This window comes from Halorientalis pallida, assembly GCF_049605515.1.
GTDB classification, from domain to species: Archaea; Halobacteriota; Halobacteria; order Halobacteriales; family Haloarculaceae; genus Halorientalis; species Halorientalis pallida_A.
Window position 1 is genome coordinate 1,218,753 of the sequence record NZ_CP187158.1, and the last position, 26,616, is coordinate 1,245,368.

At 67.2% G+C, this 26,616-nt stretch carries 24 protein-coding genes; 10 read left to right on the forward strand and 14 right to left on the reverse strand.

All coding sequences use genetic code 11. The annotated features are described in order from the left end of the window. The first annotated feature begins 41 nt into the window (after positions 1-41). Positions 42-443, forward strand: coding sequence for a DUF4260 domain-containing protein (locus tag ACOZ4N_RS07940; protein WP_424019389.1), 402 nt, complete (start codon positions 42-44; stop codon positions 441-443). 13 nt (positions 444-456) lie between these two features. On the opposite strand, the gene ACOZ4N_RS07945 is transcribed toward ACOZ4N_RS07940, so the two are convergent. Beyond that, the gene (locus ACOZ4N_RS07945) at positions 457-1,677 is read right to left on the reverse strand and encodes a TIGR04347 family pseudo-SAM/SPASM protein (protein ID WP_424019390.1); all 1,221 of its coding nucleotides are present in this window, start codon (positions 1,675-1,677) and stop codon (positions 457-459) included. 225 nt (positions 1,678-1,902) lie between these two features. On the opposite strand from ACOZ4N_RS07945, the gene ACOZ4N_RS07950 reads away from it, so the two are divergent. Together ACOZ4N_RS07950 and ACOZ4N_RS07955 are read left to right on the forward strand one after the other, a co-directional pair. After that, positions 1,903-2,367 carry a halocyanin domain-containing protein gene (locus ACOZ4N_RS07950; protein WP_424019391.1) on the forward strand — a complete coding sequence of 155 codons (465 nt, stop codon included), beginning with the start codon at positions 1,903-1,905 and terminating at the stop codon, positions 2,365-2,367. Positions 2,368-2,556: 189 nt separating this feature from the next. Further along, positions 2,557-2,832, forward strand: coding sequence for a DUF7520 family protein (locus ACOZ4N_RS07955; RefSeq protein WP_424019392.1), 276 nt, complete (start codon positions 2,557-2,559; stop codon positions 2,830-2,832). 3 nt (positions 2,833-2,835) lie between these two features. Here ACOZ4N_RS07955 and ACOZ4N_RS07960 read toward each other — a convergent pair whose 3' ends face one another. From ACOZ4N_RS07960 to ACOZ4N_RS08000, 9 genes are all read right to left on the reverse strand, one after another. Beyond that, a complete protein-coding gene (locus ACOZ4N_RS07960) occupies positions 2,836-4,455 on the reverse strand; it encodes a long-chain-fatty-acid--CoA ligase (RefSeq protein ID WP_424019393.1) in 1,620 nt (539 codons plus the stop codon). Between the two features lie 75 nt (positions 4,456-4,530). Beyond that, positions 4,531-6,879 (reverse strand): ATP-binding protein, encoded by a 2,349-nt coding sequence (locus ACOZ4N_RS07965; RefSeq protein ID WP_424019394.1) that lies wholly within the window; start codon positions 6,877-6,879, stop codon positions 4,531-4,533. A 139-nt stretch (positions 6,880-7,018) separates the two neighbouring features. Next, positions 7,019-8,719, reverse strand: coding sequence for an acyl-CoA mutase large subunit family protein (locus ACOZ4N_RS07970; RefSeq protein ID WP_424019395.1), 1,701 nt, complete (start codon positions 8,717-8,719; stop codon positions 7,019-7,021). A gap of 53 nt (positions 8,720-8,772) precedes the next feature. After that, positions 8,773-9,549: a crotonase/enoyl-CoA hydratase family protein gene (locus tag ACOZ4N_RS07975; protein ID WP_424019396.1), complete on the reverse strand. Its 777-nt coding sequence runs from the start codon at positions 9,547-9,549 to the stop codon at positions 8,773-8,775. A 54-nt stretch (positions 9,550-9,603) separates the two neighbouring features. Beyond that, positions 9,604-10,410 (reverse strand): CBS pair associated ParBc domain-containing protein, encoded by an 807-nt coding sequence (locus ACOZ4N_RS07980; protein WP_424019397.1) that lies wholly within the window; start codon positions 10,408-10,410, stop codon positions 9,604-9,606. Positions 10,411-10,464: 54 nt separating this feature from the next. Then, complete coding sequence (locus tag ACOZ4N_RS07985; RefSeq protein ID WP_424019398.1) at positions 10,465-12,024, reverse strand: DHH family phosphoesterase; 1,560 nt, start codon at positions 12,022-12,024, stop codon at positions 10,465-10,467. 67 nt (positions 12,025-12,091) lie between these two features. Next, positions 12,092-12,520 carry an HTH-type transcriptional regulator LrpA1 gene (gene lrpA1, locus ACOZ4N_RS07990; protein WP_424019399.1) on the reverse strand — a complete coding sequence of 143 codons (429 nt, stop codon included), beginning with the start codon at positions 12,518-12,520 and terminating at the stop codon, positions 12,092-12,094. Positions 12,521-12,640: 120 nt separating this feature from the next. Then, on the reverse strand, positions 12,641-13,576 hold the full coding sequence (locus tag ACOZ4N_RS07995) for a thiamine pyrophosphate-dependent enzyme (RefSeq protein WP_424019400.1): 936 nt from the start codon (positions 13,574-13,576) through the stop codon (positions 12,641-12,643). Positions 13,577-13,578: 2 nt separating this feature from the next. Continuing rightward, entirely contained in the window at positions 13,579-15,483 is a 1,905-nt protein-coding gene (locus ACOZ4N_RS08000) for a 2-oxoacid:acceptor oxidoreductase subunit alpha (RefSeq protein ID WP_424019401.1), read from the reverse strand. 241 nt (positions 15,484-15,724) lie between these two features. Between ACOZ4N_RS08000 and ACOZ4N_RS08005 the strand changes: the two genes are divergently transcribed. The 6 genes from ACOZ4N_RS08005 (at position 15,725) to ACOZ4N_RS08030 (ending at position 21,591) form a co-directional block, all read left to right on the forward strand. Further along, complete coding sequence (locus tag ACOZ4N_RS08005; RefSeq protein WP_424019402.1) at positions 15,725-16,444, forward strand: DICT sensory domain-containing protein; 720 nt, start codon at positions 15,725-15,727, stop codon at positions 16,442-16,444. A 134-nt stretch (positions 16,445-16,578) separates the two neighbouring features. Next, the gene (locus tag ACOZ4N_RS08010) at positions 16,579-17,850 is read left to right on the forward strand and encodes a PQQ-binding-like beta-propeller repeat protein (protein ID WP_424019403.1); all 1,272 of its coding nucleotides are present in this window, start codon (positions 16,579-16,581) and stop codon (positions 17,848-17,850) included. A 153-nt stretch (positions 17,851-18,003) separates the two neighbouring features. Then, positions 18,004-19,029, forward strand: a complete 1,026-nt coding sequence (locus ACOZ4N_RS08015; RefSeq protein WP_424019404.1) for a sensor histidine kinase — start codon at positions 18,004-18,006, stop codon at positions 19,027-19,029. 131 nt (positions 19,030-19,160) lie between these two features. Then, positions 19,161-20,093, forward strand: a complete 933-nt coding sequence (locus tag ACOZ4N_RS08020; protein ID WP_424019405.1) for an ABC transporter ATP-binding protein — start codon at positions 19,161-19,163, stop codon at positions 20,091-20,093. Next, entirely contained in the window at positions 20,090-20,938 is an 849-nt protein-coding gene (locus tag ACOZ4N_RS08025; protein ID WP_424019406.1) for an ABC transporter permease subunit, read from the forward strand. The genes ACOZ4N_RS08020 and ACOZ4N_RS08025 overlap by 4 nt, the downstream gene beginning before the upstream one ends. Then, the gene (locus ACOZ4N_RS08030; protein ID WP_424019407.1) at positions 20,935-21,591 is read left to right on the forward strand and encodes a hypothetical protein; all 657 of its coding nucleotides are present in this window, start codon (positions 20,935-20,937) and stop codon (positions 21,589-21,591) included. The genes ACOZ4N_RS08025 and ACOZ4N_RS08030 overlap by 4 nt, the downstream gene beginning before the upstream one ends. 26 nt (positions 21,592-21,617) lie before the next feature. Here the strand turns inward: ACOZ4N_RS08030 and ACOZ4N_RS08035 are convergent, their stop codons facing one another. Then, positions 21,618-22,766: an acyl-CoA dehydrogenase family protein gene (locus ACOZ4N_RS08035; protein ID WP_424019408.1), complete on the reverse strand. Its 1,149-nt coding sequence runs from the start codon at positions 22,764-22,766 to the stop codon at positions 21,618-21,620. A gap of 149 nt (positions 22,767-22,915) precedes the next feature. On the opposite strand from ACOZ4N_RS08035, the gene ACOZ4N_RS08040 reads away from it, so the two are divergent. Next, on the forward strand, positions 22,916-23,773 hold the full coding sequence (locus ACOZ4N_RS08040; RefSeq protein ID WP_424019409.1) for an SDR family NAD(P)-dependent oxidoreductase: 858 nt from the start codon (positions 22,916-22,918) through the stop codon (positions 23,771-23,773). A 21-nt stretch (positions 23,774-23,794) separates the two neighbouring features. On the opposite strand, the gene ACOZ4N_RS08045 is transcribed toward ACOZ4N_RS08040, so the two are convergent. The 3 genes from ACOZ4N_RS08045 to ACOZ4N_RS08055 form a co-directional block, all read right to left on the reverse strand. Further along, complete coding sequence (locus tag ACOZ4N_RS08045) at positions 23,795-24,157, reverse strand: DUF7344 domain-containing protein (protein WP_424019410.1); 363 nt, start codon at positions 24,155-24,157, stop codon at positions 23,795-23,797. 181 nt (positions 24,158-24,338) lie between these two features. Next, entirely contained in the window at positions 24,339-24,800 is a 462-nt protein-coding gene (locus ACOZ4N_RS08050; protein ID WP_424019411.1) for an Lrp/AsnC family transcriptional regulator, read from the reverse strand. Positions 24,801-24,932: 132 nt separating this feature from the next. After that, positions 24,933-26,591 carry a long-chain fatty acid--CoA ligase gene (locus tag ACOZ4N_RS08055; RefSeq protein ID WP_424019412.1) on the reverse strand — a complete coding sequence of 553 codons (1,659 nt, stop codon included), beginning with the start codon at positions 26,589-26,591 and terminating at the stop codon, positions 24,933-24,935. Positions 26,592-26,616 lie beyond the last annotated feature (25 nt).

The window sequence follows — 26,616 nt, forward strand, 5'->3', positions numbered from 1 at the left end:
GGGCCAGATACCTATATCTCCTCGGGGCGCGTTACTGGCGTATGAACCCGCGACCGATACTCAGAGCGGAAGGGCTGGCGGTCTTCGGCGTCGCGACGGCGGCGTACTTCTGGCTCGGCGGCCCGCTCTGGCTGTTTCTCCTGCTGGCGCTCGCCCCCGACCTCGCGATGCTCGGGTACCTCGCCGGCCCGGTGAGCGGGAGTCGACTTTACAACGCCGCACACACGTACGTCGGGCCGCTCCTGCTGGGGGCCGCTGGCGTCTGGGTGACCACGCCGCTGGCCGTCTCCGTCGCGCTGGTGTGGACGGCCCACATCGGCGTCGACCGTGCCGTCGGCTACGGGCTGAAGTACCCGAGCGGGTTCGGAGACACGCACCTGAGCCGGACGAGCGTGGCCGGATCGGTGGACGCGCCGCCGGTCGAGCCGGAGCCGAGCGACTGAGACCCCTCGGCGATCAGTCCGCCGGTTCCGGCCCGGTGTCGAAGACCGGGTTCTGCCCCTCGATCTCGTCGTCGTGGAGGTAACACTGCGGATCGGGGGCGAACGGGTCGTCGTGGACCGACAGGGCGCGGAGGCGGGAGCCACCGCGACAGATGGACTGGTAGGCACAGTCGGCGCACTTGCCTTTGAGATGGTCTTCGCGGTTGCGCAGCTGTTCGAGGAGCGGGTTCGACTCGTCCTCCCAGATCGCGCCGAACGGGCGGTCCCGGACGTTGCCCAGCGAGTAGCCCTGCCAGAACTGGGTGAGGTGGACGTTGCCCTGGTAGTCAACGTCCGCGACGCGCTCGCCGGTCGGATCGCCGCCGTTGACCTGCAGGTACCGGTAGATCCGCTCGGCGGCGGCCTCGCTCAGGTGTTCGCGAGCGTACTCGACGAGGTAGCCGGCGTCGGCGTAGTTACCAACCAGCAGGGTCTCGATCTCCTCGCCGCGGGCGTGGTACTCGCGGGTCATGTCACAGACGGTCCGGACGGCCTCGCGGCGTTCCTCGGGCGTGAGGTCCACGTCCTGAATCTCCGACCCGCGACCGCCGTAATCGAGGTGGTAGAAACAGAACCGGTCGAGGCCGGCGTCGTGGAGCAGGGCGACCACGTCCTCGAGGTCGTCGGCGTTGTGTTTCGTGATGGTGTAGCGGAGGCCGGTCTTGAGGCCGGCCGACTGGCAGGCCTCGATCCCCCGGAGTGCGGCGTCGAACGCGCCCTCCTCCCCGCGGAAGGCGTCGTTGCGCTCGGGGAGGCCGTCGACGGAGACGCCGGCGTACTTCAGCCCCGCCGCCTGCAGGTCGCGGGCGCGCTCCTCGGTGATGAGCGTCCCGTTGGTCGAGAGGACCGGGCGAATCCCCGCGTCGGCGGCGTAGGCGACGAGTTCTTCGAGGTCCTCGCGGACGAGGGGTTCGCCGCCGGAAAAGAGGACGACGGGGACGCCGTAGTCGGCCAGGTCGTCGAGCAGGCGTTTGCCCTCGGCGGTCGAGAGTTCGCCGGGGGCACACTCGGTGTCGGCGGCGGCGTAGCAGTGGTCACAGTAGAGGTTGCACTGTTTGGTGGTGTTCCAGACGACGACCGGGCGGCGCTGTTTCTCCTCGCGGATCTGCTCGCGGTCGGACTCGTCGGCGGCGTCGTACCGCAGGCCGTCGCCCTCGGCGTCCAGGTCACAGAGGAGTTTGCTGACCGAGATCATCGGTCCACCCCTGCCGTCGGCGACCGGTCGGGACCCACGATACTGCGGGCGCGAGTCTGCAGTCTCGGCGACATACGTGAGCGAAGGGAACACGTTCACAAACAGTCACTGTGCGTTCTCACACCCTGGGAACGGATCCCGCTATTTACCCGTGTCCACCCCTGAGTTACTATCGAGGTGACCAGTGAGATGGAGAGACGTACGTTCGTGCGTGGAATCGGAGCGATGACAGTGGCCGGCGCGCTGGCAGGCTGTAGCGGCGGTGGGAACGACGGAGACGGTGGCGACGACGGCGGCGGGAACAACACCACCACGAGCGGCGGTGGCGGTGCCAGCGTTCCCAGCGAGGTCGACACTTACCTGAACGACAACGACGCCAACGGGTACGATGGCTCCGCGGCCGACATGACCGGCCAGGATACCGTCGAGATCAGCGTCGGTGCCGGGGACCGAGGGTACGCCTTCGACCCCGCCGCAGTCGTGGTCTCGGCCGGGACGGAAGTGACGTGGGTCTGGACGGGCAACGGCGGCCAGCACAACGTCGTCTCGACCGACGACGCGTTCGAGAGCGAACGCATGTCGAGCGCCGGCTCGACCTTCGCACACACCTTCGAGGAGGCCGGCAACTACACCTACTACTGCGTGCCCCACGAACAGCTGGGGATGCACGCCGCAGTCATCGTCGAGTAACGGCGGCAGTCTTCTACTTTTTCGGTGCGCCCGGCCGACCAGCACCGGCTCAGCTGACGACCAGCACGAACCCCGTCACGAACATCAGCAGTGCGATCCCGGCCAGGACCAGAAAGAGCAGGTCTTTCTCGGACATTACTCCCAGTAGGAAGTGAAACGGCTAATTACCTTCGTCTCTAACTTCGGGCAATGACAGACACGGTCACCCGGTCTCCGGCCGGTCGTCCGGGCACTCGCGTCGTCCTGTTCATCTACGTCGCCATCGTCGCCATCGCCGGCGTGATGGGCTTCATCCTCGGGAACGCCCGCCCGGAGGACCTCGACCCGGAGCTGTTCGGGTTCATCCAGTTGCCGCCCAACGCCTTCGGGACCGCCCTGTACGGGATGCTGACTGTCGCTATCGGGCTGGGCATCATGCTCGGGCTGGTGATCTACGTCTCGGATCGGTACGCGGGGAGCGACTGAGTTCTAGCCCTGCCCGACCATGCTGTCCTCGTCGTCCCACTCGCGCTCGCGCAACTCGTACTTCTGAATCTTCCCGGTCGCCGTGGTCGGGAGTTCCGCGACGAACTCGAACCGGCGAACGACCTTGTAACCGGCCAGCCGCGACTCACAGAACTCCTTGAGTTCGTCCGTCGAGACCGGCGGGTTCTCGGGGTCGTCGTTGGCGGGGACGACGAACGCCTTGGGCGTCTCGCCCCACTCCTCGCTGGGCGCGGGGATGACCGCCACCTGACTCACCGCGTCGTGTTCGTAGAGGGTGTCCTCCAGCTCGATGCTGGAGATGTTCTCCCCGCCCGAGATGATGATGTCTTTCTTCCGGTCCTGGATGGAGATCATCCCGTTGTCGTCGACGACGGCGAGGTCGCCGGTGTGGTAGTAGCCCTCGATCCGGTCGGTGAAGGCTTCCTCGGTGGCGTCTGGCTTGTTCCAGTACCGATCCATCACCTGGTTGCCACGGACGACGACTTCGCCGATGGTCTCGTCGTCCCACTCGACTTCCTCGCCATTCTCGTCGACGACGCGCACGTCCGTCCCGAGATAGCCCAGGCCCTGTCGTTTCTTGATCTTGAACCGGGCGTCGCTGTCGTCGTCGTACAGCCGTCTGGCGTCGGAGGTGGTGATGAGCGGCCCGGTCTCGGTCGCGCCGTAGACGTGTTTGAGGTGCCAGCCGAACTCGTCTTCGACCGTGCGGATGGTCGCTTCCGGCGGCGCGCTCCCGGCGGTGGCGATGCGGACCTCGTTCGCGCCGGTCGTCGCCACGTCGCCGTCCTCGCTCTCGTAGTGATCGCTCAGCATGTTCAACACGGTCGGCGCACCGCACATGTAGGACACGTCCTCCTCGGCGACGGTGTCGAAGATCCACTCGGCGTCGACGCCGCGGGTACAGACGTGGGTCGCACCTATGCCGGTGACGGCGTAGATGTGGCCCCAGCCGTTGACGTGGAACATCGGCAGGGTCCAGAGGTACACGTCGTCGTCGCGAATCTCCTGATGGACGGAGACGAGGTACGCGTGGATCGTCTCGGTTCGATGGGTCCGGACGACGCCCTTGGGATCGCCGGTCGTCCCCGAGGTGTAGTTGATCGTGATGTCGTCGTCCTCGTCCATCTCCGGCCGGTCGTAGTCGGTGCCGGCGGCGTCGATCACGTCGTCGAAGGACTCCCAGTCCCCGTCGACGGCGTCGGCGTCGTTCGTCACGAACGTGTCTGTCGGCACGTCGTCCCGGACGGCCTCGATCCGGTCGGCGTACTCGTGATCCGCGTAGATGGCGTCGACCTCGGCGTCTGACAGGATGTACTCGAAGTCGTCGGGAACCAGCCGGTAGTTCAGGGGTGTGTGGACCGCACCGACCTGCATGCTCCCGTAGGCGGCTTCGAGGTGGTAGTGGGTGTTCGGGTCCAGTACCGCCACGCGGTCGCCTTTCTCGATGCCCCGATCCTGCAGGAACGCCGAGAAACGGTCGGCGCGCTCGCCGAGTTCGTCGTAACTGTACCGCTCCCCGGTCGTCGCGACGACGGCCTCCTCGTCGCCGTAGTGGCGTCGTGCCCGATCCAGAAAGTCCGTGACCAGCAGTGGTTTTTCCATCGCGCCTCGCAAAACGGGGGAAAACCTAATAGAAGTTTTCGACGATCCCGCCGCGTGAGAACGACCGCTCGGGCGTCACGGGCGAGTCGTCGCGTCGCGGTCGACGGGCAGGGACAGCACGACGACCGAGCCGTCGGAACCGGCTTCGCGGACCGTGATCGACCCCCCGGCCGCGGTGACGACCCAGTTGGCCAGCCACAGGCCGAGACCGCTCCCGTGGTCCAGCGGCGTCTCGGAGCCGCCTTCCAGCACGGCGCGGTCCTGTTCGGGGAGGCCCAGGCCCTCGTCGGCGACCCGGACCGTCACGTCGTCGCCGTCGCTGTCGATGTCGACCGCGACGGTCGGGGCGTCCGTCGTCGCGTGTTTGATCGCGTTCTCCAGTAGCTCGTGGATGGCCACGTCGAGCGTCGGTTCGACGGCGGCCACGGCGTCGGCGTCCCCCCTGACGGTGATCCGCGCGTCGGGGTACGCCTCGGACAGCGAGTCACACACCCGGTCGATCAACGGGCCGATCTCGACGCTGTCGGCGTCGGGGTCGCGCTCGTCGAGCTGGCCGAAGGTCCGGGCCTTCTCGCCCAGTTCGGTCAGGCCGCGAGCCGTGTCGAGAATGCGCGCGAGGTGGGCCTGTTCGTCGCCCGACGCCATGGCGTCTTCGAGCATCGAGGCCCGCCCGATGATGACGTTCATGTCGTTGCGGATGTTGTGTCGGAGGACGCGATTGAAGACGCTCAACGCCTGTTCGCGGTGTTTCCGGTCGCGCACGTCGCGGATGCTCGCGAGGACGTGGTCGGTACCGTCGAGTTCGAGTTCGGCGGCCGACACCTCGACCGGGATTCGGCTCCCGTCGCGGTGCCGGAGGAGGAGTTCGTCGGCCCGCGCGCGGCCGGTGTCCAGTGCCGTCGCGACCAGCCGCTGGAAGTCCGCGAGGTCGTCGCGACAGATCGTCGACGGCGCGACGGTCCGCAGGGTCGCGCGGTCGTAGCCCAGCAGTTCACACACCCGGTCGTTGCAGTCGACGACGCTGTCGGCGTCGGGCTCGACCAGGAGCAGGCCGTCGCTGGCGGACTCGAACATCCGGCTGAACCGCTCGCGTGCGGTCCGGAGCTGGTCGATCCAGTCGGTCCGTTCGAGGGCGGCCACGACGTTCGAACCTAGCATTCCGGCCATCGACCGGTCGATGTCGTCGAAGGCCGCGGCCGTCCCGGACCCGGCGACCAGCACGCCCTCGGTGTCCAGCGGTACGACCACCAGACTCCGCGTCGTCTCGGCGAAGCCGGTCCCGTCCAGACCGTCGGCGTCGTCGTACTGGCACAGGTCGCCGTCGTCCAGTGCGTCCCAGAGGCAGGTCCCCTGGCCGTCGGCCCGGTCGAGCGGGTCCGGGTCGGCCGGGCAGCCGTGACTCGCGGCCGCCCGGAGCGTCGTCCCGGGGTCGTCGTCGACGAGCCACACGCGCGTCCGCGGTGCGTCGAGCGCGGCCACGGCGACCGCGGCGGCCGTGTCACAGACCGAATCGGCCGTCGTCGCCCGCATCAGGTCGGCGGTGCCGTCGTGGAGCGCGTCCAGTGCCGTCCCGCGGCGCGTCCGTTCGAGTTCGTGGCTGAGCCACCGCGCGACGAGGCTGACGAACGCCTGTTCGGCCTCACTGAAGGGGCCGTGTGGCGACCGGTCCATGAAACAGACGGTGCCGTACAGCGATCCGCCGACCGTGATGCGGGCACCGAGGTAACACTCGATGTCGTTTGCCTCGTAGGCCGGGTCGCCGAGCCAGCCCTGTTCGGCGGCGTGTTCGAAGGCCAGCACGTCCTCGGACTCGATGGTTCGGCGGCAGAACGTCGTCGGGAGTTCCATCAACTCCCCGGGCTCGATGGGTAACTCGCCGACGCTCGCGACCACCTCGTACCGTTCCGGGTCGCGGTCGATGGTCGAGAGGTGTGCGTTCTCGACGCCGAGCCTGTCGAGGCCGATACCGAGGATGCGGTCGGCCTTCGCCTCGAAGGAAAGCGTCTCGTCGGTCGCCACGTCGTAGAGGTCACGCAGATACCGCCCGTCGGCGGGCACGTCGGGCGTCGGCGAGTCGGCGCGTGTTCGCCGACCCTGGACGACGCCGCGCACACGATTGGCCAGCGCCGTGTAACGGTCCTCGTCGGCGACCACCACGTCGGTCGCGTCGGCCTCGGACGCCCGGGGGCGGACCCCCGGCGCGTCGGTCGGCGTCGTGAGGACGACGAGGGGCACGCCGTCCCGGTCGCCGAGCGATTCCCAGTCGGCGTCCGAGAGCGGCGCGACGGCGACGACACAGTCCGGCACCGTCCCGTCCTCGTCGGCGACGATAACGTCGTCGTAAACGGTTTCGAGAGCCCGCAGAACGTCACCGCGGACGGCCTCGCCGTCGGTGACGACCTCCGTCGTGAGTCGCGCCGTCATCCCTGGATCGGTACCCGGGTGCTGGCGCGGGATGGGGCGTCTGCAGACCGCATGGAGAGCGTCGTTCGGTCAGTCATGCTCACCCCGAGGAACGGAACCAGCATCAAAGTACGGGACGGTTCGTGGCCCGAGACCCGCGTCAGGCCAGTCCGACGGTCTCCTGGTAGGAGCCGTGGTGGTCCTCGAAGACGCCCATGATCTCGCCCATCGTCGCGTAGGCCTTCACCGCGTCGACGATGGCCGGCATGACGTTCTCGCCGTTCTCGATGGCCGCGCGCACGTCGGCCAGGGCGTCGTCGACCGCGCCGTCGTCGCGCTCGGCTTTCACTTCGGCCAGGCGCTCGCGCTGGCGCTCGCCGGTCGTCTCGTCGACCCGCAACAGGTCCGGCGACGTGTCCTCGTCGATGGTGTACCGGTTGACGCCGACGACGACCTCCTCGCCCTCGTCGACGCGCTCCTGGTACTCGTAGGCCGCGTCCTGGATCTCCCGGTGGAAGTAGCCGTCCTCGATGCCTTTCAGCACGCCGTCCCGGACCGACCCGTCGCCCATCTCCCTGATCTCGTCGAGATAGGCCATCGTCTCGGCCTCGACCTCGTCGGTCAGGGCCTCGATGGCGTAGCTCCCGCCCATCGGGTCCACGATGTCGGCCGCGCCGGACTCGTCGGCGATGATCTGCTGGGTTCGCAGGGCGACCCGGACCGCCTCCTCGCTGGGCAGGGCCAGCGCCTCGTCGAAACTGTTGGTGTGGAGGCTCTGGGTCCCACCCAGCACACCCGCCAGGGCCTGGATCGTCACGCGGACGATGTTGTTGAGCGGTTGCTGTGCAGTCAGGGACTGCCCGGCCGTCTGGGTGTGGAACTTCATCTGTTTCGCCGCGTCGCTCTCGGCGTCGTACCACTCGTCCATCAGCCGGGCGTAGATGCGCCGCCCCGCCCGGAACTTCGCCACCTCCTCGAAGATGGAGTTGTGCGAGTTGAAGAAGAAGGACAGCTGGGGGCCGAAGGCGTCGATATCGAGGCCGCGATCCAGACAGTCCTCCACGTAGGCGAAGCCGTCCGCGAGGGTGAACGCCAGCTCCTGCACCGCGGTCGAGCCGGCCTCGCGGATGTGATACCCCGACACCGAGACCGGCTTGAACTTCGGGGTCTGGTCGACGGCGAACTCGATCACGTCGGTCACGATATCCAGCGAGGCCGCCGGGGGGACCACCCACTCCTTCTGGGCGATGAACTCCTTGAGCATGTCGTTCTGGAGGGTGCCCCGGATCTCCTCGCGGGGGACGCCCTGCCGGTCGGCCAGCGCCAGGTACATCGCGTAGATGACCGGCGCGCTCGGGTTGATGGTGAATGACGTCGAGACCTCGCCCAGGTCGATCCCGTCGAACAGGATCTCCATGTCCCGGAGCGTGTCGACGGCGACGCCCTCCTTGCCGACCTCGCCCTGACTCATCCGGTCGTCGCTGTCCAGTCCCATCAGACTCGGCATGTCGAACGCCACCGAGAGCCCGGTCTGGCCCTCATCGATCAGGTAGTGGAACCGCTCGTTGGTCTCCTCGGCCGTGCCGAAGCCGGCGAACTGGCGCATCGTCCAGGTCCGGCCCCGGTACATCGTCGGGTAGACCCCGCGCGTGTACGGTTCTTCGCCGGGGAACCCCAGATCCTCGCCGTAGTCGAGGTCGGCCACGTCTTCCGGGGTGTACAGCCGGTCGACCTCGTGGTTCGAGACGGTCGCGAACCGGTCTCGGCGCTCGCCGTGTCGGTCGAGTACGGGGTCGAGCGTCTCGCGCTCCCACTCCTCGCGGTCCTCCCGGATTGCCGCGAGGTCGTCCTCGTCGTACATGCCAGTCAATTACACACGGAGTTCGCTTAACAGTTCGGCCGGAGTGACGAGGGTCAGTCCGTCGAACCGGGCGGGTCGTCGCCGTCCACACCCTCGATCCCCTCGCCGTGTCGCCCCTCGCCACTGGCGAACCGCTCGGCCCCCTCGTGGGCCGTCGAGAGCGACCGGCTCCCGTGCCAGGCCTCGACTTTCAGCCCCTCGTCCAGCGGGAGGCCCGCGCCGTCGTACACCGCCGCCCGGTCCGTCCGGACGGTCTGCTGTGGGAACTCGGCGATGGTCTCGCCCATCTCCCGGGCCGCATCGAGAGCGTCGCCGTCGTCGACGACGCGGTTGACCAGCCCCCACTCCCGGGCCTCCTCGGCCTCGACGGGGCGACCGGTGAGGATCATCTCCAGCGCCCGGCCCTGCCCGACGACGCGGGGGAGGCGCTGGGTGCCGCCGTCGACCAGTGGGACGCCGAACCGACGCTCGAAACAGCCGAACGTGGCGCTCTCGCCCGCGACGCGTAAATCACACCACAGCGCCATCTCCAGGCCACCGGCGATACAGTGGCCCTCGACGGCCGCGATGGTTGGCTTGTCGACCGTGGTCCGGGTGAAGCCGAGCCACCCCTCGGGGCCGTCTTCCAGATCCATCTTTTCGAGGTCCGCGCCCGCCGAGAACGTCTCCTCGTCGCCGGTCAGGACGCCGACGGCGGCGTCCTCGTCGTCGTCGAACCGTTCCCAGGCGGCCCGGAGTTGGCGGGCCGTCTCGCCGTCGATTGCGTGTTTCGCGTCCGGACGATCTATCGAGACGACGGCGACCGGGCCGTCACGCTCGTAGCTGACCATGGTACGCGCTCACAGTACGGGGGAGAAGTGATAGAACCACGGGGCGAAGCGACCTCAGGCCTCGTCTTCCTGCAGGCGCTTGGTCGTCTCCACGAGCGGGTGGTGGGCGTACTCGACTTCCTCGATGTCGTCGATGGAGTCGAGGTTCTCCTTCCGTGCGGTTTCGGCCATCCCGAGTTCGACCCGCTCGTCGATGACGATGACGTAGGCGTCCATCTCCTCGATGCCGAGGCTGTCGGCGGCCTTGACGCGGTGGTGGCCGTCGGCCAGCAGGAACTCCCCGTCGTTGTCGATGACGACGAGGGGTTCGGCGAGCCCGCGCTCCAGTTCGTAGCGCCGGCCCTCTAGCTCGTCGGCGTACACGCGACTCTGGGTGGGTGTGAGTTTCTCCAGGGGCACTTCGCGGCGGTCCTCGCGGGCCTCGATGCCGTGGATCGTTTCGAGGGTGCGCTGGAGTTTGTCGACCTTGCCGGGCGTGGCGCGTTCGATCTGACTGCGGATCACGTCGGCGTTGGAGATGATTCCGACGAGGTTGCCCGCGTCGTCGACGACGGGGAGCCGCTGGATGCCCGACCGGAGGATGACGCGCCCGGCGTCGTTGAGCTTCATGTCCGGGTGGGCGACCAGCAGATCCTGTGTCATGACCTTGAAGATGGGGTCGTGGTCCTCCGCGAGCAGGAGGTCGCGGGCGCTGACGAACCCTTCGACGTGGCGGCCGTCACAGACAGGGAACCCGCTGTGGGTGTCGTCGCTGTCGGCGATCCGGCGGGCGACGGCCTCGACCGTGTCGTCGGGCGAGACGGTCGCCACGTCCCTGGTCATGTAGTCTTTGACGCGTGGCTTCTCGTCCTCGGAATCCATCGTCCGTGACATCTCCCCGCGCCGGGAAAACCCCTTCGGCGGACGGACTCGCGATCACCAGCCAGCGTCCTCGGTCGCGAACGGACCGCCGAGCAGTAGCCCCGTCCGCTCGCCCGGCGGGCGCTCCCGGAGCGCCTCGAAGAACCGCTCGGCCACGAACTCCTCCAGGTCGCCGGCGAGTTCGGCACCGTCGGCGCTCCCGGCTTCCCCGTCCGCTCGCTCGTCGGGCCTCCCGTCGGCGTCCGCGGTCTCGACTGCCCCGGCGGCGTCCGCGCCGTCGCTGGCGGGATCGAGCGCGGTGTCGGTGACGGGGATCTGTGCGCCGGCCATGTCGGCGTGCCCGCCGGCGCTCCCGATCTGGTCGAACGCCGAGCGCAACGTCTCGCCCAGGTCGAGGTCGGTCCCGCGAGCGCGGCCGGAGACGTAGATCACGCCGTCGATGATGCCGTAGACGACGGTCGCCTGCACCCCCTCCAGATTCAGGAGTCGGTCGGCGGCCTGCGCGAGGGCGTCGCGGTCGTTCAACTCGCCGACGCAACTGGTCAGGACGGGGCCGCGGCGGTGGCGGTTGCCGATGGCTCGCGCGATGGTCTCGAAGGTGTCGCCGCTGATCGACGGGGACTCGATCCGGTCGAGCGCGCCCATGTCGGCGGCCCGGACGACCGTCGCGGCCGCCTCGAAGTCGGCCGTCGAGACCTCCCGGCTGAAGTCGTTCGTGTCGATCCGGATGCCAAAGAGCAAGCCGGTCGCCACGTCCTCCTCGATGGTGATGCCGAACTGGTCGAGGTACTGGACCAGCAGCGTGCTGGTCGCGCCCACGTTGCTCCGGAGGTCGACGAAGCGGGCGTCCACCGGCGCACGTGGCGGGTGGTGATCGATCACGATGTCGACGGGCGTGTCCTCGGGCAACTGGTCGTTGACGCCCGGGCGGGAGTGATCGACCAGCGCGAAGCCGCCGAACCGGTCGAGGTCCGCGTCGGGTTCCAGCCGGGTGAGATCGAACTCAAGCAGGTTGACGAACGCCCGGTTCTCCTGGTGGGAGATGCGGCCGTAGTAACAGACCTCGGCCTCGACGCCCAGCACGGCCGCGATCCGCTGGAGTGCCACCGCGCTCGCGATGGCGTCCGGATCGGGATTGTCGTGAGCGACGATCGCCAGCGGTTCCTCGACCTCCCAGAACGCCTGACGGAGTTTTCGCGTCTGCAGGCCCTCGTCGCCGATCCGGCGGCCGAGAAAGTCGGCGGTCGCGGCTCCCGGTTCGACCAGCGTGTCCGTCAGGTCACGGAGTCGTTCGAGGACGGCCGTGTCGGGTTCGAGGCCGGCGAAGGCAAAGAGCATCGCGTCGGGGACGGCCTCGCTGGCGACCGAGGCGCGGCGGTAGTTCTCCCGTGGGTCGTCACCGGCGACGACGACCGTATCGACGCCGTCGGCGTGTTCGGCCAGTGTCGCGGCGTCGAGCGACTCGACGTGGGTCGCGGCGACGCCTTCCTCGCGCAGGCGCTCGACGCGCCGTTCGCTCTCCTCCAGCACCGACACCGTTCCCGGCCTGTCCGCGAGCGCCGAGACGAGGTCGTAACCGACCGATCCACACCCCACGACCAGCCGGGTTTCCATGTTGCTCCATCACGGACGAGCGGGCATAAACCTTCGATTTCGGCCGAGCCGCGTCCACGGAGACGCGTTACTTCAGCCGTTCCTGGAGGAAAGAAGGGTGTGCGGCGGCGACGCCGTCGCGGGCGACGATCTCCTCGTTGATCACGTCACCGAGCGCGTCGCCGTCGGAGGCGTGGACCTCCGCCATCAGCGTGTGGTCGCCACTGGACGTGTAGAGGGAGTCGATGGCGTCGATCTCTTTGAGTTCCCGGGTCACCTCGACGTAGCGTTCGCTCTCCACGTCGATCCCAACCAGCGCGATGGACTTGGAGGCGAGTTTCTTCGGGTCCACGTCCGCTGAATAGCCCACGATCACACCCTCGTCTTCCAGTTGCTGGATGTATTTGCGCACCGTCGGCTTGGACACGTTGGCCCGCTCGGCGATCTCTGCGTAGGAGGCCTGTGCGTCCTCCTCGAGGACGGACAGGATGCGCTCCTCCGTGGACTCGGCTGCCATAGGGGTAGGTTTTGCGTCCGAGAAAAAATATCTTCCGAACCCGAAAACGGGTCGAACAGGCCGAAAGTTTCACCTCACGAACCGAAAGCGCAAACGCCGGGATCGGCCACGGGGCCGCCCTCAGCGGTGGTGGTGGAGCAGGTCCGCCGAGCGCTCCCACTCGCTGTCCGCGTCGAGGTACCGCTCCGCGAGGGGGTCTTCGGGCATCTCCCCGGTGGCGCGCTTCTCCGTCCCGTAGGACGGGCGGTCGCTGTCGACGTAGAACCGCCCCGTGAGAACCTCGCCCTCGTAGAGGCGGGACTCGGCCTCGTACATCGCGTCGGCGGCCTCGCGCCGGTCGGTCACGTCGAAGTCGAACTCCTCGTCGTCCTGCACGTCCGTGTAGGGGACGTACTGCTTTGCGTCCTTGTTCCAGGTGGGACACTGGGTGAGGAAGTCGACGTGGGCGAACCCGTCGTGTTCGATGGCCTCGATCAGGATCTCCTTGGCCTGGTTGGGGTTGACCGCCGCGGTGCGGGCGATGAACGATGACCCGGACGCCAGCGACAGCGACATGGGCCGCACGGGGTCCTTGGCGCTCCCGTGAGGCTGGGTCTTGGACTTGTGCCCCTTCGGACTCGTGGGGGAGGTCTGGCCCTTCGTCAGCCCGAAGATCTCGTTGTTGAACACGATGTAGGTCATGTCGTGGTTCTCCCGGGCGGTGTGCATGAAGTGGTTGCCGCCGATGCCGTAGCCGTCGCCGTCACCGCCGGCCGCGATGACCTCCAGACCCGGGTTGGCCAGCTTCGCGGCCCGGGCGACCGGGAGCGACCGGCCGTGGATGCTGTGGAAGCCGTAACTCTCGAAGTAGGAGGAGAGCTTGCCCGAACAGCCGATGCCCGTCACGAGGAGGGTCTCGTCGGGCGTCCGGCCCACCTCGGGCATGGCCTGTTTCAGCGCCTTCAGGACGCCGAAGTCGCCACAGCCCGGACACCACGTCGCCTGCGGTTCGATGCCGGGTGTGAACTCGTCGCGGTCGATCTCGCGGTCCTCGCCGATTGCACTGAATACACTCATGGTTAGTCACCTGCCGCGGGGACGAACTTCGTTCCCTCCGGGATCGCGGCGTCCCGGGAGACGATGCGCTCGAAGCCCTCCACGATCTCGTAGGGTTCGAAGGCCTCGCCGTTGTACTTCAGGAGGCTGTTGAGCTTCGGCCCGAAGCGACCGAGTTCCTTCTGGGTCAGCCCCCTGAACTGCGCCGAGGCGTTCATCTCGACGACCAGACACGACTCCACGGATTCGAGGAAGTCGGTCACCTCCTGTTCGGGGTAGGGGAGCATGTCGCTGACGCCGAGGGCCTTCACCGACTCGCCGGCGTCGGTCAACTGGTCGACGGCCTCGAACACGGTGTCCTGCTGACTACCCCACACCAGCAGGCCGTAGTCGGCGTCGTCGGGGCCGTAGTGGGTCTGGTGGGAGCCGTCGCCCTCGTCCAGTTCCGCACGGATGGACTCCAGTTTCCGCATCCGGCGGTCCATCTGTGCGACCCGGTTGGTCGGGCTCTCGCTGATGTGGCCCTCCGGGGTGTGTTCGTTGCCCGACGCGAGGAAGCGGCCGTCCTTCTGCCCGGGGATCGACCGCGGGCTCGCGCCGTTCTCGGCGTCGTGCTGGTAGCGTTTGAACTTCCCCGACTCGTGGTGGGCCGCCTCGCGGATCTCCTCCTCGGTGAGGACGCTCCCCGGGTCGGCGTTCGGTTCGCGGTCGAAGAACGACTCGTCGACGTTGCGCATCTCGCCCGAGAGCTTCTGGTCGATGACGACGATGGCCGGGAGCTGGTACTCGTAGGCCAGCCGGAAAGCCGCGCGGGTCTGCTCGTAACACTCCCGGACGTTGGCGGGCGCGAACACCACCCGACAGGAGTCGCCCTGACTCGTGTAGAGGATGTGTTCGAGGTCGGCCTGTTCGGGTTTGGTCGGCATCCCCGTCGAGGGGCCGGCCCGCATCGCCTCGATCAAGACGATGGGTGTCTCGGTCATCTCCGCGAGGCCGAGGGGTTCGGACATCAGCGCGAACCCGCCGCCGGAGGACCCGGACATGGCCTTGACGCCGGCGTGGGACGCCCCCACGGCCAGCGACGCCGCGGCGATCTCGTCCTCGACCTGTTCGGCGATGCCGCCGAACTTGGGGAGATGTTGCGAGAGGATCGTGAACACGTCGGTCCAGGGCGTCATCGGGTAGCCGGCGATGAACCGACAGCCCTCGTCGATAGCGCCGTAGGCGACGGCGTTGCTCCCGGACATCAGGACCTGCTGTTCGTCGTGGTCGCCGGTGGGGACCCGGAGGTCGTGGGTGATCTCGTACTCCTCGCGCACCGAGTCGTAGGCGCGTTCGAGGATGTCGAGGTTGGCTTCGAGTACGTCGCCGGTCATCGCGTCCTCCATCAGGTCCTCGATGTGCTGGAGGTCCATGTCGAGCAAGGCGGCGGTCGCGCCGACGCCGGCGGTGTTTCGCATCACTTCCCGCCCGTGTTCGCGGGCGAGGCCGCGCAGGTCGAGGGGGTAGACGTGCCAGTCGTTCTCCTCGGCCCGGGCCTCCAGGTCGAGATCGGCACGCTCCAGGGTCTCCTCGTCGAGCAGGCCCTCGTCGTAGACGATCACGCCGCCCTCGTTGAGGTCGTCCAGGTTCTCCGAGAGCGGTTTGATCTCCTCGTTGCCGTAGACGGTGTCGGCCCCTTCCTGTGGGTTGCGGGCGAAGCTATCGCCGAGCGCCAGCAGGAAGTTGAAGCCGTCGCCCCGCGACCGGACGGGGTCGGCGTCGGCCCGTACCTCCACGTAGGTGTGGCCGCCCCGGATCCGTGATGGGTAGTGCCGGTGCGTGAATACGTCCAGTCCCGCGCGCATCAGGGCCTTGGCGAAGTTCTGGCTCGTGGAATCGATCCCGTCGCCGGAGCCACCAGCGATGCGCCACATTAGTTCTGTCATGATAAATCAGTGGCCGAATCGGCCGCCCTAGCGGAGAAACGGCGCGCCGGGACAAAAGAGTTTGCGACGCGTTACCACACATTAATCATGACAGTTGCACTTGATTCACACAGTCGGGAGATGGGGTCGGAGCTGGCCGATCCGGAGCGCGGCGCGCGTCTTCGGAATCCGAGAGGTCGCGGTGGTACGGCAACGTCTCGCAAACGATTTACGCACCGAGGACGTGGGTCTGACGAAGCGAATGTCTCTTTCGGAACTGATCGCGGGTGTCGAGGAACACGAGAAGACGCTGACGGTTTTCAACGCGGGCGAGGACGTGGTCGCGGCGTTTCGCGAGCGGTTCGCGGACCGGAACGTGACGGTCAGGCAGGAGTCGACACCGAGCGGGAAACCGGGCGAGTTCGTCACCCTCAGCGAGGACGGCGAGGTGTTGACGGCGACGAGTATCACCGATCTTCAGCGGATGATCGAGGACGCGGACGTGGCGCTGGGCCTCGCGGACAGCCCGTACCAGCCGATCCTCGATCACATGGACGAGACCATGTTCACCTCCTGGAGCATCGAGCAGATGGTCGCGGCCTCCCGGGAGATCGAAGACCGGGCCTGGCGGGTCGGCGACGGATCGCTCCACGCCGGGTTCCAGTACCTCTCGACGCTCCGGGGCGAACTGCCCGTCTACGAGCGACTCGGCTCGAAGAACCTCGACGTACACGCGTACGCCGCCCCCGACGAGGACCCGCCGGAACACGAAGGGTTCACCCTCCACATCGAACGCGCCGAGGAGATCGAGAAGTCGTGGTTCGTCGTGTTCGACGGTGACGGCGTCGACGAGAACAAGTGCGCCCTGCTGGCCGAGGAGCGCGAACCACGGAAGTTCTACGGCTTCTGGACCTACGACCCCGACACCGTCGACTGGATAATCGACCACCTCGACTCCACCTACGGCGTCCTCGAACAGTAACCGCCTGCCGACCGCGCTTCTCGCCCCCGGAACACTGCGACGACACTCCCGAGCAGTCACAGCTGTGACCAGTCACCACGGGACATTTTCCTTTTGCATAAGTTATTTAATTGAACGTTTTATTCAGTAAAATGATGTCCGAGAAACACATAGACCGCTCTGGGTTGGATCGACGATCACTACTTCGGACGGCAGGTGCGCTCGCGGCCGGTAGCGTCGTCTCGACGGCACTGACGGGGACCGCCGGGGCCGAGGCGACTGGTAGCGACTGGGTACAACATCAGGCCGACGAGGGGAACACTGGCCACCACACGGACGTGTCGCCCCCGACTGCCGATCCCTCGGTCGCGTGGTCTTACGAGACGGAGGATACGCCGTTGTTCGAACAGACGGATCACAACCCGTTCCAGTCGAACGTCGTCGTGGTCGACGGGACCGCCTACGCCGCCTGCAGTAAGGGGCTGTTCGCGTTCGACACCGCGGATGGGTCGGTCGAGTGGACGTTCTACCCGGGCACGAAGTGGAGTCAGGCCGATGCGCTGGCCCACAGCGGCGACGCGATACTCGCGAGTCGCTGGAACTACCTCACGGCACACGACCCGGGCGACGGGAGCATCCTGTGGAGTTACGAAACGTCGAGCGAGACCGGTGACGGACCCTCGCCCGGCGTGCCGACCGTCTCGTACGGCATCACCTTCATCGCGGCCCGAACCGGCATCCGTGCGCTCGACTCGTACGACGGCTCCGTGTACTGGCAGTACAGCGACCTCAACTCGGAGCCCGACCCCGCACTCGTCGGCGACTACCTGTACCACTGGCCCGTCGTCGAACATCAGGAAGGTGTCGTCGCCATCCAGTCCGAGAACGACGTGCTCCACGCCGTCGATCCGTTCGACGGGACGCTGCGGTGGACGGCCGACGTGGGTGACGGTTCGACGGTGAACACGCCGACGCCGGCCGCCACCGACGGGACCATCTACGTCGTCGACAACCGGCCCGAACGAGGGTTCGTCCGGGCCATCGACGCCGCGGACGGGTCGGAACTGTGGGCAACCGGGCTGAGCGGGCGGATGACTACCTCACCGGCCGTCGCCGACGGCAAGGTCTACGTCACGTCCCAGACCGGGAGTTCCTTCCACGCGATAGACGCCAGCAGTGGCACCGTCGACTGGACCGCCAACGTCCAGTACCGTGCCGAGGGATCACCGGTCGTCGCCGACGGACACGTGTACCTCGGGCTCGACTTCGGGAAGTTGCTGGCGTTCGATACCGCCGACGGGACCCAGACGATCTCGCTGTCCCTGTCCGGGACGGGTGACGACGGCGTCACCTGGCCGGCGGCACTCCAGGACGGTGCGATCTTCACCGCCGTCGGGGACAAACTCCACAAGCTGACGGGGGAGTAGGACGCCAGAACGCGTCCGCTTCGCCACCGTTTCGACCACTGAGCCGAGACCAACACTTCTTGCCGTCGGACACGCAGGGAGAGGCATGATCCGTTCGTCCGGTCTCCCCCGCTCGGCCTCCCAACGACGTGGTTCTCCGGAACGCACGCGACGATGAACCCGAAGCGACTGCTCGCGGGCGCGTCGGTCGCGCTGACGGGTGCCGGCGTCCTCGGTCCCCCTCTGCTGGCCCTGCTGAGCGGCGGCCTGGGCCTGTACGGGAGTCTCGTCGCGGGCATCGGCGTCGTCCTCGGCCTCCTGCTCGTGGCCGGCGGTGGCTGGCTCGCACGGAGCGACCTCGCCGGCAACCGGGCGCTCCGGGTGGCCGGCTGGAACCTGCTCGGGCTGGTTGCGCTCGGGGCCGTCCTCCTGCTGGTGCTGGCCTATCCCGGCGCGAGACTCCCGCCGTTCGTCGCCGCGGTCGTCCTCGGCGTCAGCGCGGTGGCTCACGTCCTGATCGGCGTCAACGACGTGCGCCGCATCCGGGCCGGCGAACTGGCCAAGGAACGCGAGAAACTGGCGGTCCTCAACCGGCTGACCCGGCACAACCTCCGCAACGATACGCAGGTGATCGTCGGACTCGCGGACGTACTCGCCGACAGAATCGAAGACGAGGACCTCGCCGACATCGCCCGCAAACTCCGGGGGAACGCCGAAGGACTGGCGGGTCTCAACGACACGCTCAAGGACTACCAGGAAGCCGTCGAACACGACCCCGGGACCGAATCGGTCGTCGCGCTCGACGACCTCGCCGAGCGCGTCGTCGCCCGGGCGGCGGACGGCGCGACGGTCGCCATCGACGTGCCCGACGGGCTGGCGGTCCGCGCGGACGATCACCTGGAGACGGCGCTATTCCACCTCGTCGAGAACAGCGTGGAGTACGCCGGCGAGGACCCCGACATCACGCTATCGGCACGACAGGAAGGGGACTACGTCGTCTGTACCGTCGCCGACGACGGCCCGGGCATCCCGGACGTGGAGCGGGGGGTCGTCCTCGGTGAGCGGGACATCACCCAGCTCGAACACGGGACCGGGCTGGGTCTCTGGACCGTCAGAGCGATCACGGAGTCCTACGGCGGCGAGATGGCGATCCGGAGCGAGGACGGCGCGGCCGTGGACCTCCGCCTGCCGGCGGCCTGAGTGTCGGACCGGAAAACCCATCAATTCGGATGCACGACGCCCGGTATGGACGGTCCCCTGTCCAGTGACGCCCCTCCACGCACAGCGACGGTGAACGACCCCGCCCGACGAGATCCGGTGGTGACCTGACCGTGCCCACCATCGAGACCCGCGGGCTGACGAAATCCTTCGGCGACGTGGATGCCGTCCTCGACCTCGACCTCACGGTCGACGAGGGTGAGGTCTTCGGCTTTCTCGGCCCCAACGGCGCGGGCAAATCGACCACGATCAACCTCCTGCTCGACTACATCCGCCCCACGAGCGGGCGCGTCGAAGTGTTCGGCATCGACGCCCAGCGACACCCGGCGAAGATCCGCGAGCGCGTGGGCGTCCTCCCGGAAGGCTACGGCTTCGACGATCCGCTCACGGGTCGTGAGTACCTCGACTGGGCGATCCGGACGAAAGACGCCGACGACGATCCCGAGGAGCTACTCGACCTGGTGAGTCTGACGGACGACGCCGGCCGGATGGCCGCGGACTACTCCAAGGGGATGCAACAGCGCCTCGCCTTCGCGATGGCGCTGGTCGACGACCCGGAGCTGCTGATCCTCGACGAGCCCTCCACGGGTCTGGACCCCAACGGCATCCGGACGATGCGGGAAGTCGTCGCCGACGTGGCCGCCGACGGGACGACGGTGTTCTTCTCGAGCCACCACCTCAACGAGGTCGAGGCGGTCTGTGACCGCGTCGGCGTGATGAACGAGGGGGAACTGGTCGCGGTCGACAGCATCGACGGCCTCCGCGACACCGTCGGCGGACACGCCGCCATCGAACTGGAGTGTGCGTCGCCACCGACGGACCTGGGGGTCGAGGCACTCGACGGCGTGGTCGACGTGACCGTCGAGGACCACACGCTGACGGTCACCTGCGTCGAACCCGACCGGAAGGTCGACGTGGTCACACACGTCGCCGAGCGTGCCGATGTCGTCGACATCCTCTCGACGACGGTGTCTCTGGAGACGCTGTTCAACGAGTTGACCGAGGGCGGCCGCGAGGGCGAGGCGGCCCCGGAGGTGGCACAGTGAGCATCGAGAGCGTCCTCTCGAAGGACCTCACGAGTGTCCGCCGGTCCGGCGCGCTCTGGGGCGTCGCGGTCTGTCTGGCCATGCTCGCGACGATGGTCGCGTACGTCAACCTCGGCCACGGCGCGCCGCCGCTCAGGGAAGCCCAGAACGCCTACGGCCTGCTGGTCGGGCTCGTTGGCGTGCTGGTCCCCATCGTCGCCATCGTCGCGAGTTACATGTCGATCACCGGCGAGCGCGCCACCGGTGGCATCAAGTTCCTGCTCGCGTTCCCGAACACGCGCCGGGACGTGTTCGTCGGCAAGCTCCTCAGCCGGCTGGCCGTCGTCGGCGTCATCGTGCTGTTCATGTTCGTCTCGGCGACGGCCATCACGGTCGCGAAGTACGGCGTCTTGCCAATCGGCGTCGCCGTCGGCGTGTTCGCGGTCACGCTGGTGTACGCCTGGGTGTTCGTCGCGCTTTCCGTCGCGTTCTCCTCGGCGACCGCCAGCCGGAGCCAGGCCATCGCCGCGGCGGTCGGGTCGTACTTCCTGCTGGTGATCCTCAACCTGACCGTCCGGTTCTCGCAGGTCGTCCGACTGGTCTACGACACGATCCTCGGACTGGGCGAGAACCCGCATCTATACGCCGCCGTCGACTACGTCAGTCCGTACATCGCCCTCCAGAAGGCGGCTAACCTCGTCTATCCCGCGGCGATGGAACGAAACATCTTCCGACTGCCCGAGGAGGCCCGCCAGTCGATTCCGGTCTATCTCACCGACGAGTTCTCCGTCGTCGTGTTCGCGGCCTGGCTGGTGATCCCGCTCGCGCTCGGCTACGTGCGGTTCCAACGGAGTGATCTGCAGTGATCTCCCGGTCGCGAATCTCGGCCGCGTTCCTCGTGGTCGGTGCCGTCCTGCTGATCGCACCGGCGCTGGCGCCGGTCCAGCCCGTGCTCTATCACGAGGTCGACGGCCCGCTCATCACAGAAAAGTCGGCTCTCGAAGAGCGCGGCGTCGACGTAATCGCCTACGAGAACCTGTCCGACCGCGGGAAGGACCTGTACGAGCGGGCGCTCCGGAACGGCGGCGACTATCAGGTTCCAGCTGGACAGGGCGCGTCGGACTTCCAGTATCGCACGGAACTCGAGGCCGACGACGAGAGCGAGCCGCGACGGCGGTTCGGTCCACGAGTTATCGCTATCGAGCGGCCCGAGGACAGTGACCTGCCGACACTCGACGAGAGAGTGCCGGACCGCCGACCCCCGGACAGCGAACCAGACGAGGCTGCCGGGACTGGCAGCAGCGAGACCGTGGGAGAGTCCAGCAACACGACGGAGACACCTGCCGACGGGACTGGCGACCGGCCGCCCGAACAGCAAGAGGAAAACGAGTACACGCTGCTCCGGACCAGCCTCGGGCAACCGCCCCTGACGGACTCGGGGAACCTGCTCCGGTTCGTCGCGGTCCTGGCGGGCGTCGTCATGCTCGGGAGCGGCGGGTATCTCCGGTCGAAACCGTAGCTGTCACGACTCCCTGTCGCGGGCGGTTACCACTGCCCGTAGATCAGGTTGCGCTGGATCTCGTTGGCCCCTTCGTAGATGACGGGGATGCGCACGTCGCGGTAGACCCGGGAGATGCGGTTCTCGGTGAGGACCGAGCGGCCGCCGTGGAGTTGCATGCCGCGTTCGGCACACATCGTCGCCGTCTCGGTCGATTTGACCTTGGCCTGTGCCGCCCAGAACCCGGAGTTGTCGTTGTTGGCGACCTTCTCGGCGGCCCGCCAGTTGAGCGAGCGGGCGGCCTCGAATTCGGTCCGCATGTCCGCGAGGATGTGCTGGACCTTCTGGAACTCGCTCACGTCGCGGCCGAACGCCTGCCGGCCGTGGACGAAGTCGTAGGCCTCCTCGATGGCCGCCGCGGCGAGGCCGAGACCGTGCCCGCCGACCACCACGCGCCCGTGGTTGAAGAAGTCCGCGAGCATGTAGAAGCCGGTCCCCTCGGTCCCGATGACGTGGTCTTCGGGAATCCGAACGTCGTTCAGGTGGATGTGGGCCTGCTTCGAGGCTCGGAAACCCATCTTCTCGGGGATGTGTTCGGCCTCGTAGCCGTCGGTGTCGGTGGGAACGATGAACAGGGAGAAGTTGCCGTACCGGTCGTTCTCGTCGTGGCCCGTGCGGGCGTACAGCGTCACCCAGTCGGCCTCGACGCCGTTGCCGATCCAGTACTTCTCGCCGTCGATCACCCACTCGTCGCCGTCCTTCTCCGCCGTGGTCTCCATCCCGGCGAGGTCGCTCCCCGTGTCGGGTTCGGACACCGCGAGCCCCGTCAACTGCTCGTTCTCCGCGACGGGCCGGAGGAACTCCTCTTTCTGCCAGTCGTCGCCGTACTCCTGGAGCATCTCCGCGCCGAAACTCGCCAGCTGGAGGGTCAGCGCGATTCCGGCATCGGCCCGGTAGAACTCCTCGGCGATGGCGAGAATCTCCTGCAGCTCCAGCCCGCGACCGCCGTACTCCTCGCTGATGTCCTGAGCGACCAGCCCGGCCTCCATCCCGGCTTCCAGCACCTCCCAGGGGTACTCGCCGGATTCGTAGTAGTCCGCCGCCACCGGCTCGATGTGTTCTTCCGCGAACTCCCGAGCCTCCTGTTTCACGTCGCGGGCCTCGGCCGGCACCACGTCTTCCGTTAGCAGTTCCATGACCGAGAGTTAACAAGGCCTGCACAAACAAAAACGGACTGGAACATTGTAAATTGTGAACGGAGTTCGAGTTTCTTTCGGCGGTGGGTCCCGCTGGCGGCCGTTCGCTGTCGACATTCCTATCACGGAGCCGGACAGCTACACGGGTGATGACGGACACAGGTCCGCTCGACGGGACGGTCTGTATCGTGACTGGTGGCGGCCGCGGCCTCGGCGAGGCGACGGCCAAACACCTGGCGGGCGAGGGCGCGACGGTCGTCGTGAACGACCTCGGGACCACACTCTCGGGCGACGGCGCGAGCGAGGAACCCGCGGACGAGACCGTGGCGGCCATCCGCGACGCGGGCGGCACCGCGATGGCACACTTCGGCGACGTGACCGACCTGGACTACACCGAGGAACTGATCGCGGACACGGCCGCCGAGTTCGGCCGCGTCGACGCCGCCGTCAACTTCGCGGGCGTCCTGCGGGACGCCTACCTGACCGAGATGACCGGCGAGGACTGGGACACGGTGATCGACGTGCACCTGCGGGGGCACTTCGCCCTGCTCCGGAACCTCGCGCGCCACTGGGACGAGACGGCCGACGAGGCCGACCGCGAGCGGGCCTTCGTCGGCGTCACCAGCCCCTCCGCGCTGGGTAACGCCGGGCAGGCCAACTACGCCGCGGCCAAGGCCGGCGTCCTCGGGCTCATCCGCACCGCCTCGGCGGAGTTGCCCCGCTTCGACGCTCGTGCCAACGCACTCCTCCCCATCGCGTACACCCGGATGATCGAGGACATGCCCCACCAGCCCTTCGGCGAGGACGACTTCCCGCCCGAGAAGGTCGCGCCCGTCGTCGGCTACCTCGTCAGCGAGGCCGCCGAGGGCGTCAACGGCAAGACCGTCCGCGCGCAGGGCGACATGGTGTCGCTCGTGGCCGATCCGAAAGACGAGAACTCGATGGTCGATTCCGAGGGCTGGACGGTCGAGAAACTGAGCGAGCGATTCGACGAACTGCTGGAATAACGCGACGCGCCCGGGGCCGGCTCAGCGCCAGTCGGCCGGCAGTTCGTCCTCGTGGTTCTGCATCAACTGGATCAGCGGCTCGATCTCGTCGAAGTTGTCGCCCCGCGTAATCGTGTTATTCTCCCGGTCCCAGTCGACGTAGCCCGCCGCTTCGAGTTTCGGAAGGTGGACGTGGAACAGTTCCGTCTCGAACAGTTCCAGGTCGTCGTCCTCGGCCCGCAGTTCCGCCGGGGAGAACTCGTCTTCGTCGCGGGGGTTGGCCGTCGCGAGAACCAGGAGGGTGCGACGGCGGTACTGGTGACTCAGGGCTCGAAACACACGGTCGAGGTCCGGTTTGTTCGAGTCGCGCTCACCACCGCCCGTCGCGGTACTGGTGTCGTTCATTGTTGGGTTCGAGAACGCGGCACAGCCAACCGCCTTCCCTACACCCCTTACTCTGTGGCAATCGCAAAAGTGTTGCGTTCATCCGCTCTTACATGTTAGTATTTTCCGCAATTTTCGACACCGAGTTGTGAAAAGCACAGTTCTGTCGTGAGCCTGTCGTCCTGTGCTGGACCGTCCCGGGTCAGAACTCGAACTCGCCCCAGGGTTGGACGGAGTGGTTCGTGATGATCTCCGAGGATTCGACTTGAAAGCCGAGATTGGACAGTTCGTTCGTGAGTTCGGTCAGGTCGCGCGTGTCCGTCGCCACGACTTCGATGTAGAGATTATTCTTGCCGGTGAGTAGTTCCCGCACGTCGATGACCCCGCGGGCGTCGAGTGCCTTGGCCGCCAGTTCCTCGCGTTCGTCGGACGCGGCACTGCAGACGAACAGGACGTGCAACGGGAAGTTGGCCTGTTCGTAGTCGATCTTCGGGTAGTAGCCCTCGATGACGCCCGACGATTCCATCCGGTCGATCCGGTTCCGGACTGTACTCGGGGACACGTCGACCTCGCTCGCGATCTCCTCGATCGTCGTGTTGCGCGCGTCCCGTTGCAGGGCGAACAGGATACCACGATCCACCTCGTCGAGTGCAACCTCGCTCATACGTGTACCGTCGCGCCGAGAGACCATAATTCCCGTTCGAACGAGCGACGGTGGCGGCGCTCGGGACGACCGGAACTGTCGCGCCTCGTGTCGATTCGCGAAAGAACAGCGGTGATTCGGTGCGGTCGCGGACTACTCGCTCTCGGGCGCGGCGTCCTCGGGCACCTGGCCCTCGACCAGATCCTCGTCGGCGTACTCCTCGCGGAGGTCCTTCTTCGAGAACTTGCCCGTCGCGGTCTTTGGCACCTCGTCGATCTGGATGAAGTCGTCGGGGAGCCACCACTTGGGGTAGTCCTCGGAGATTTCCTGGCGCAGTTCGTCGGCCACGGCGTCGGGGTCGGCCCCCTCGACCGGGACGATGAAGGCCACGGGCCGCTCCTGCCAGCGCTCGTGGGGGACGCCGACGACGGCGGCTTCGGCCACGTCGTCGTTGGCCATGATGGCGTTCTCCAGTTCCACCGAGGAGATCCACTCGCCGCCGGACTTGATCACGTCTTTCGCGCGGTCGACGATCTTGATGTAGCCGTCCTCGTCGACGGTCACCACGTCGCCGGTCTTGAGCCAGTTGCCCTCGAAGTCGTTCTCGTTGGCCTCGGGCCGCTGGAAGTACTCCTGGGTGACCCAGGGACCGCGGACGTACAGTTCACCGAAGTCCTCGCCGTTCCAGGGCACCTCGTTGCCCTCGTCGTCGATGACCTTGAACTCCAGACCGGGGACGATCAGACCCTGCTTGGCCCGGCGGTCGATCTGTTCCTCGTAGCTGAGTTCCTCGGCCAGTCCGGATTTGAGGTGAGCGACCGAGCCGATGGGACTCATCTCGGTCATGCCCCAGGCGTGGGTGACGGAGACGCCGTACTCGTCGAACCACTCGATCATGGCCTTCGGCGCGGCCGACCCGCCGATGATGACGGTCTCCAGTTCGGAGAGGTCGACCTCGTTGCCGGCCTGCATGTACTCCTGGAGGCCGAGCCACACCGTGGGGACGCCCGCGGTGATGGTGACCCCTTCCTCTTCGATCAACTGGGCGATGTCCGCGGGTTCGGGCGAGGGGCCGGGATAGACGTGTTTCGCGCCGGCGGCGGTCGTCGAGAACGGCATCCCCCAGGCGTTGACGTGGAACATCGGGACGACCGGCATCACCACGTCGTCGTCCTCGATGCCCAGTCCCTGGGGCGTCATCGTCGCCATGGTGTGGCCCCAGAGCATCTGCTGGGTGTACTCGACGCCCTTGGGCTTGCCCGTGGTCCCGGAGGTGTAACACATCCCGGCGGGCTGGTCCTGATCGACGACGGGCCAGTCGTACTCGGTCTCGTGGCCCTCGATGAACGACTCGTAGGAAACGGCGTCGAACGGCAGGTCCGGCACCGAGTCGCCCATGACCACGAACTGGTCGACGCTGTCGAAGGAGTCGGGGTCGTAGGCACCGGCCAGTTTCTCGGCCAGCGACGGGTCGACGAAGATCGCCTTGTCGGCGGCGTTCTCGACGATGAACTGGATGTGCTCGTCGGGAAGGAGGGGGTTGATCGTGTGGAGTTGCGCGCCCAGCGTCGGGATGCCGAAGTAGGTCTCGAAGTGACGGTGGTGATTCCAGCAGAACGTCGCGATGCGGTCGCCCTCGCCCATGCCCGCGTCGGTCAGGGCGTGGGCCAGCTGGGCCGTGCGGTCGCTGTACTCCTCGTAGGTGTAGCGTTCGATTCCCTCGTGTGTCCGGGAGACGATCTCCGTGTCGGGATAGAGGTTCTCCGCACGCCACAGGAACGGCCGCAGTGTCTGGTCAGTGCCTCCTGGCATGCGCTATACCAGCGGCGCATGTCAT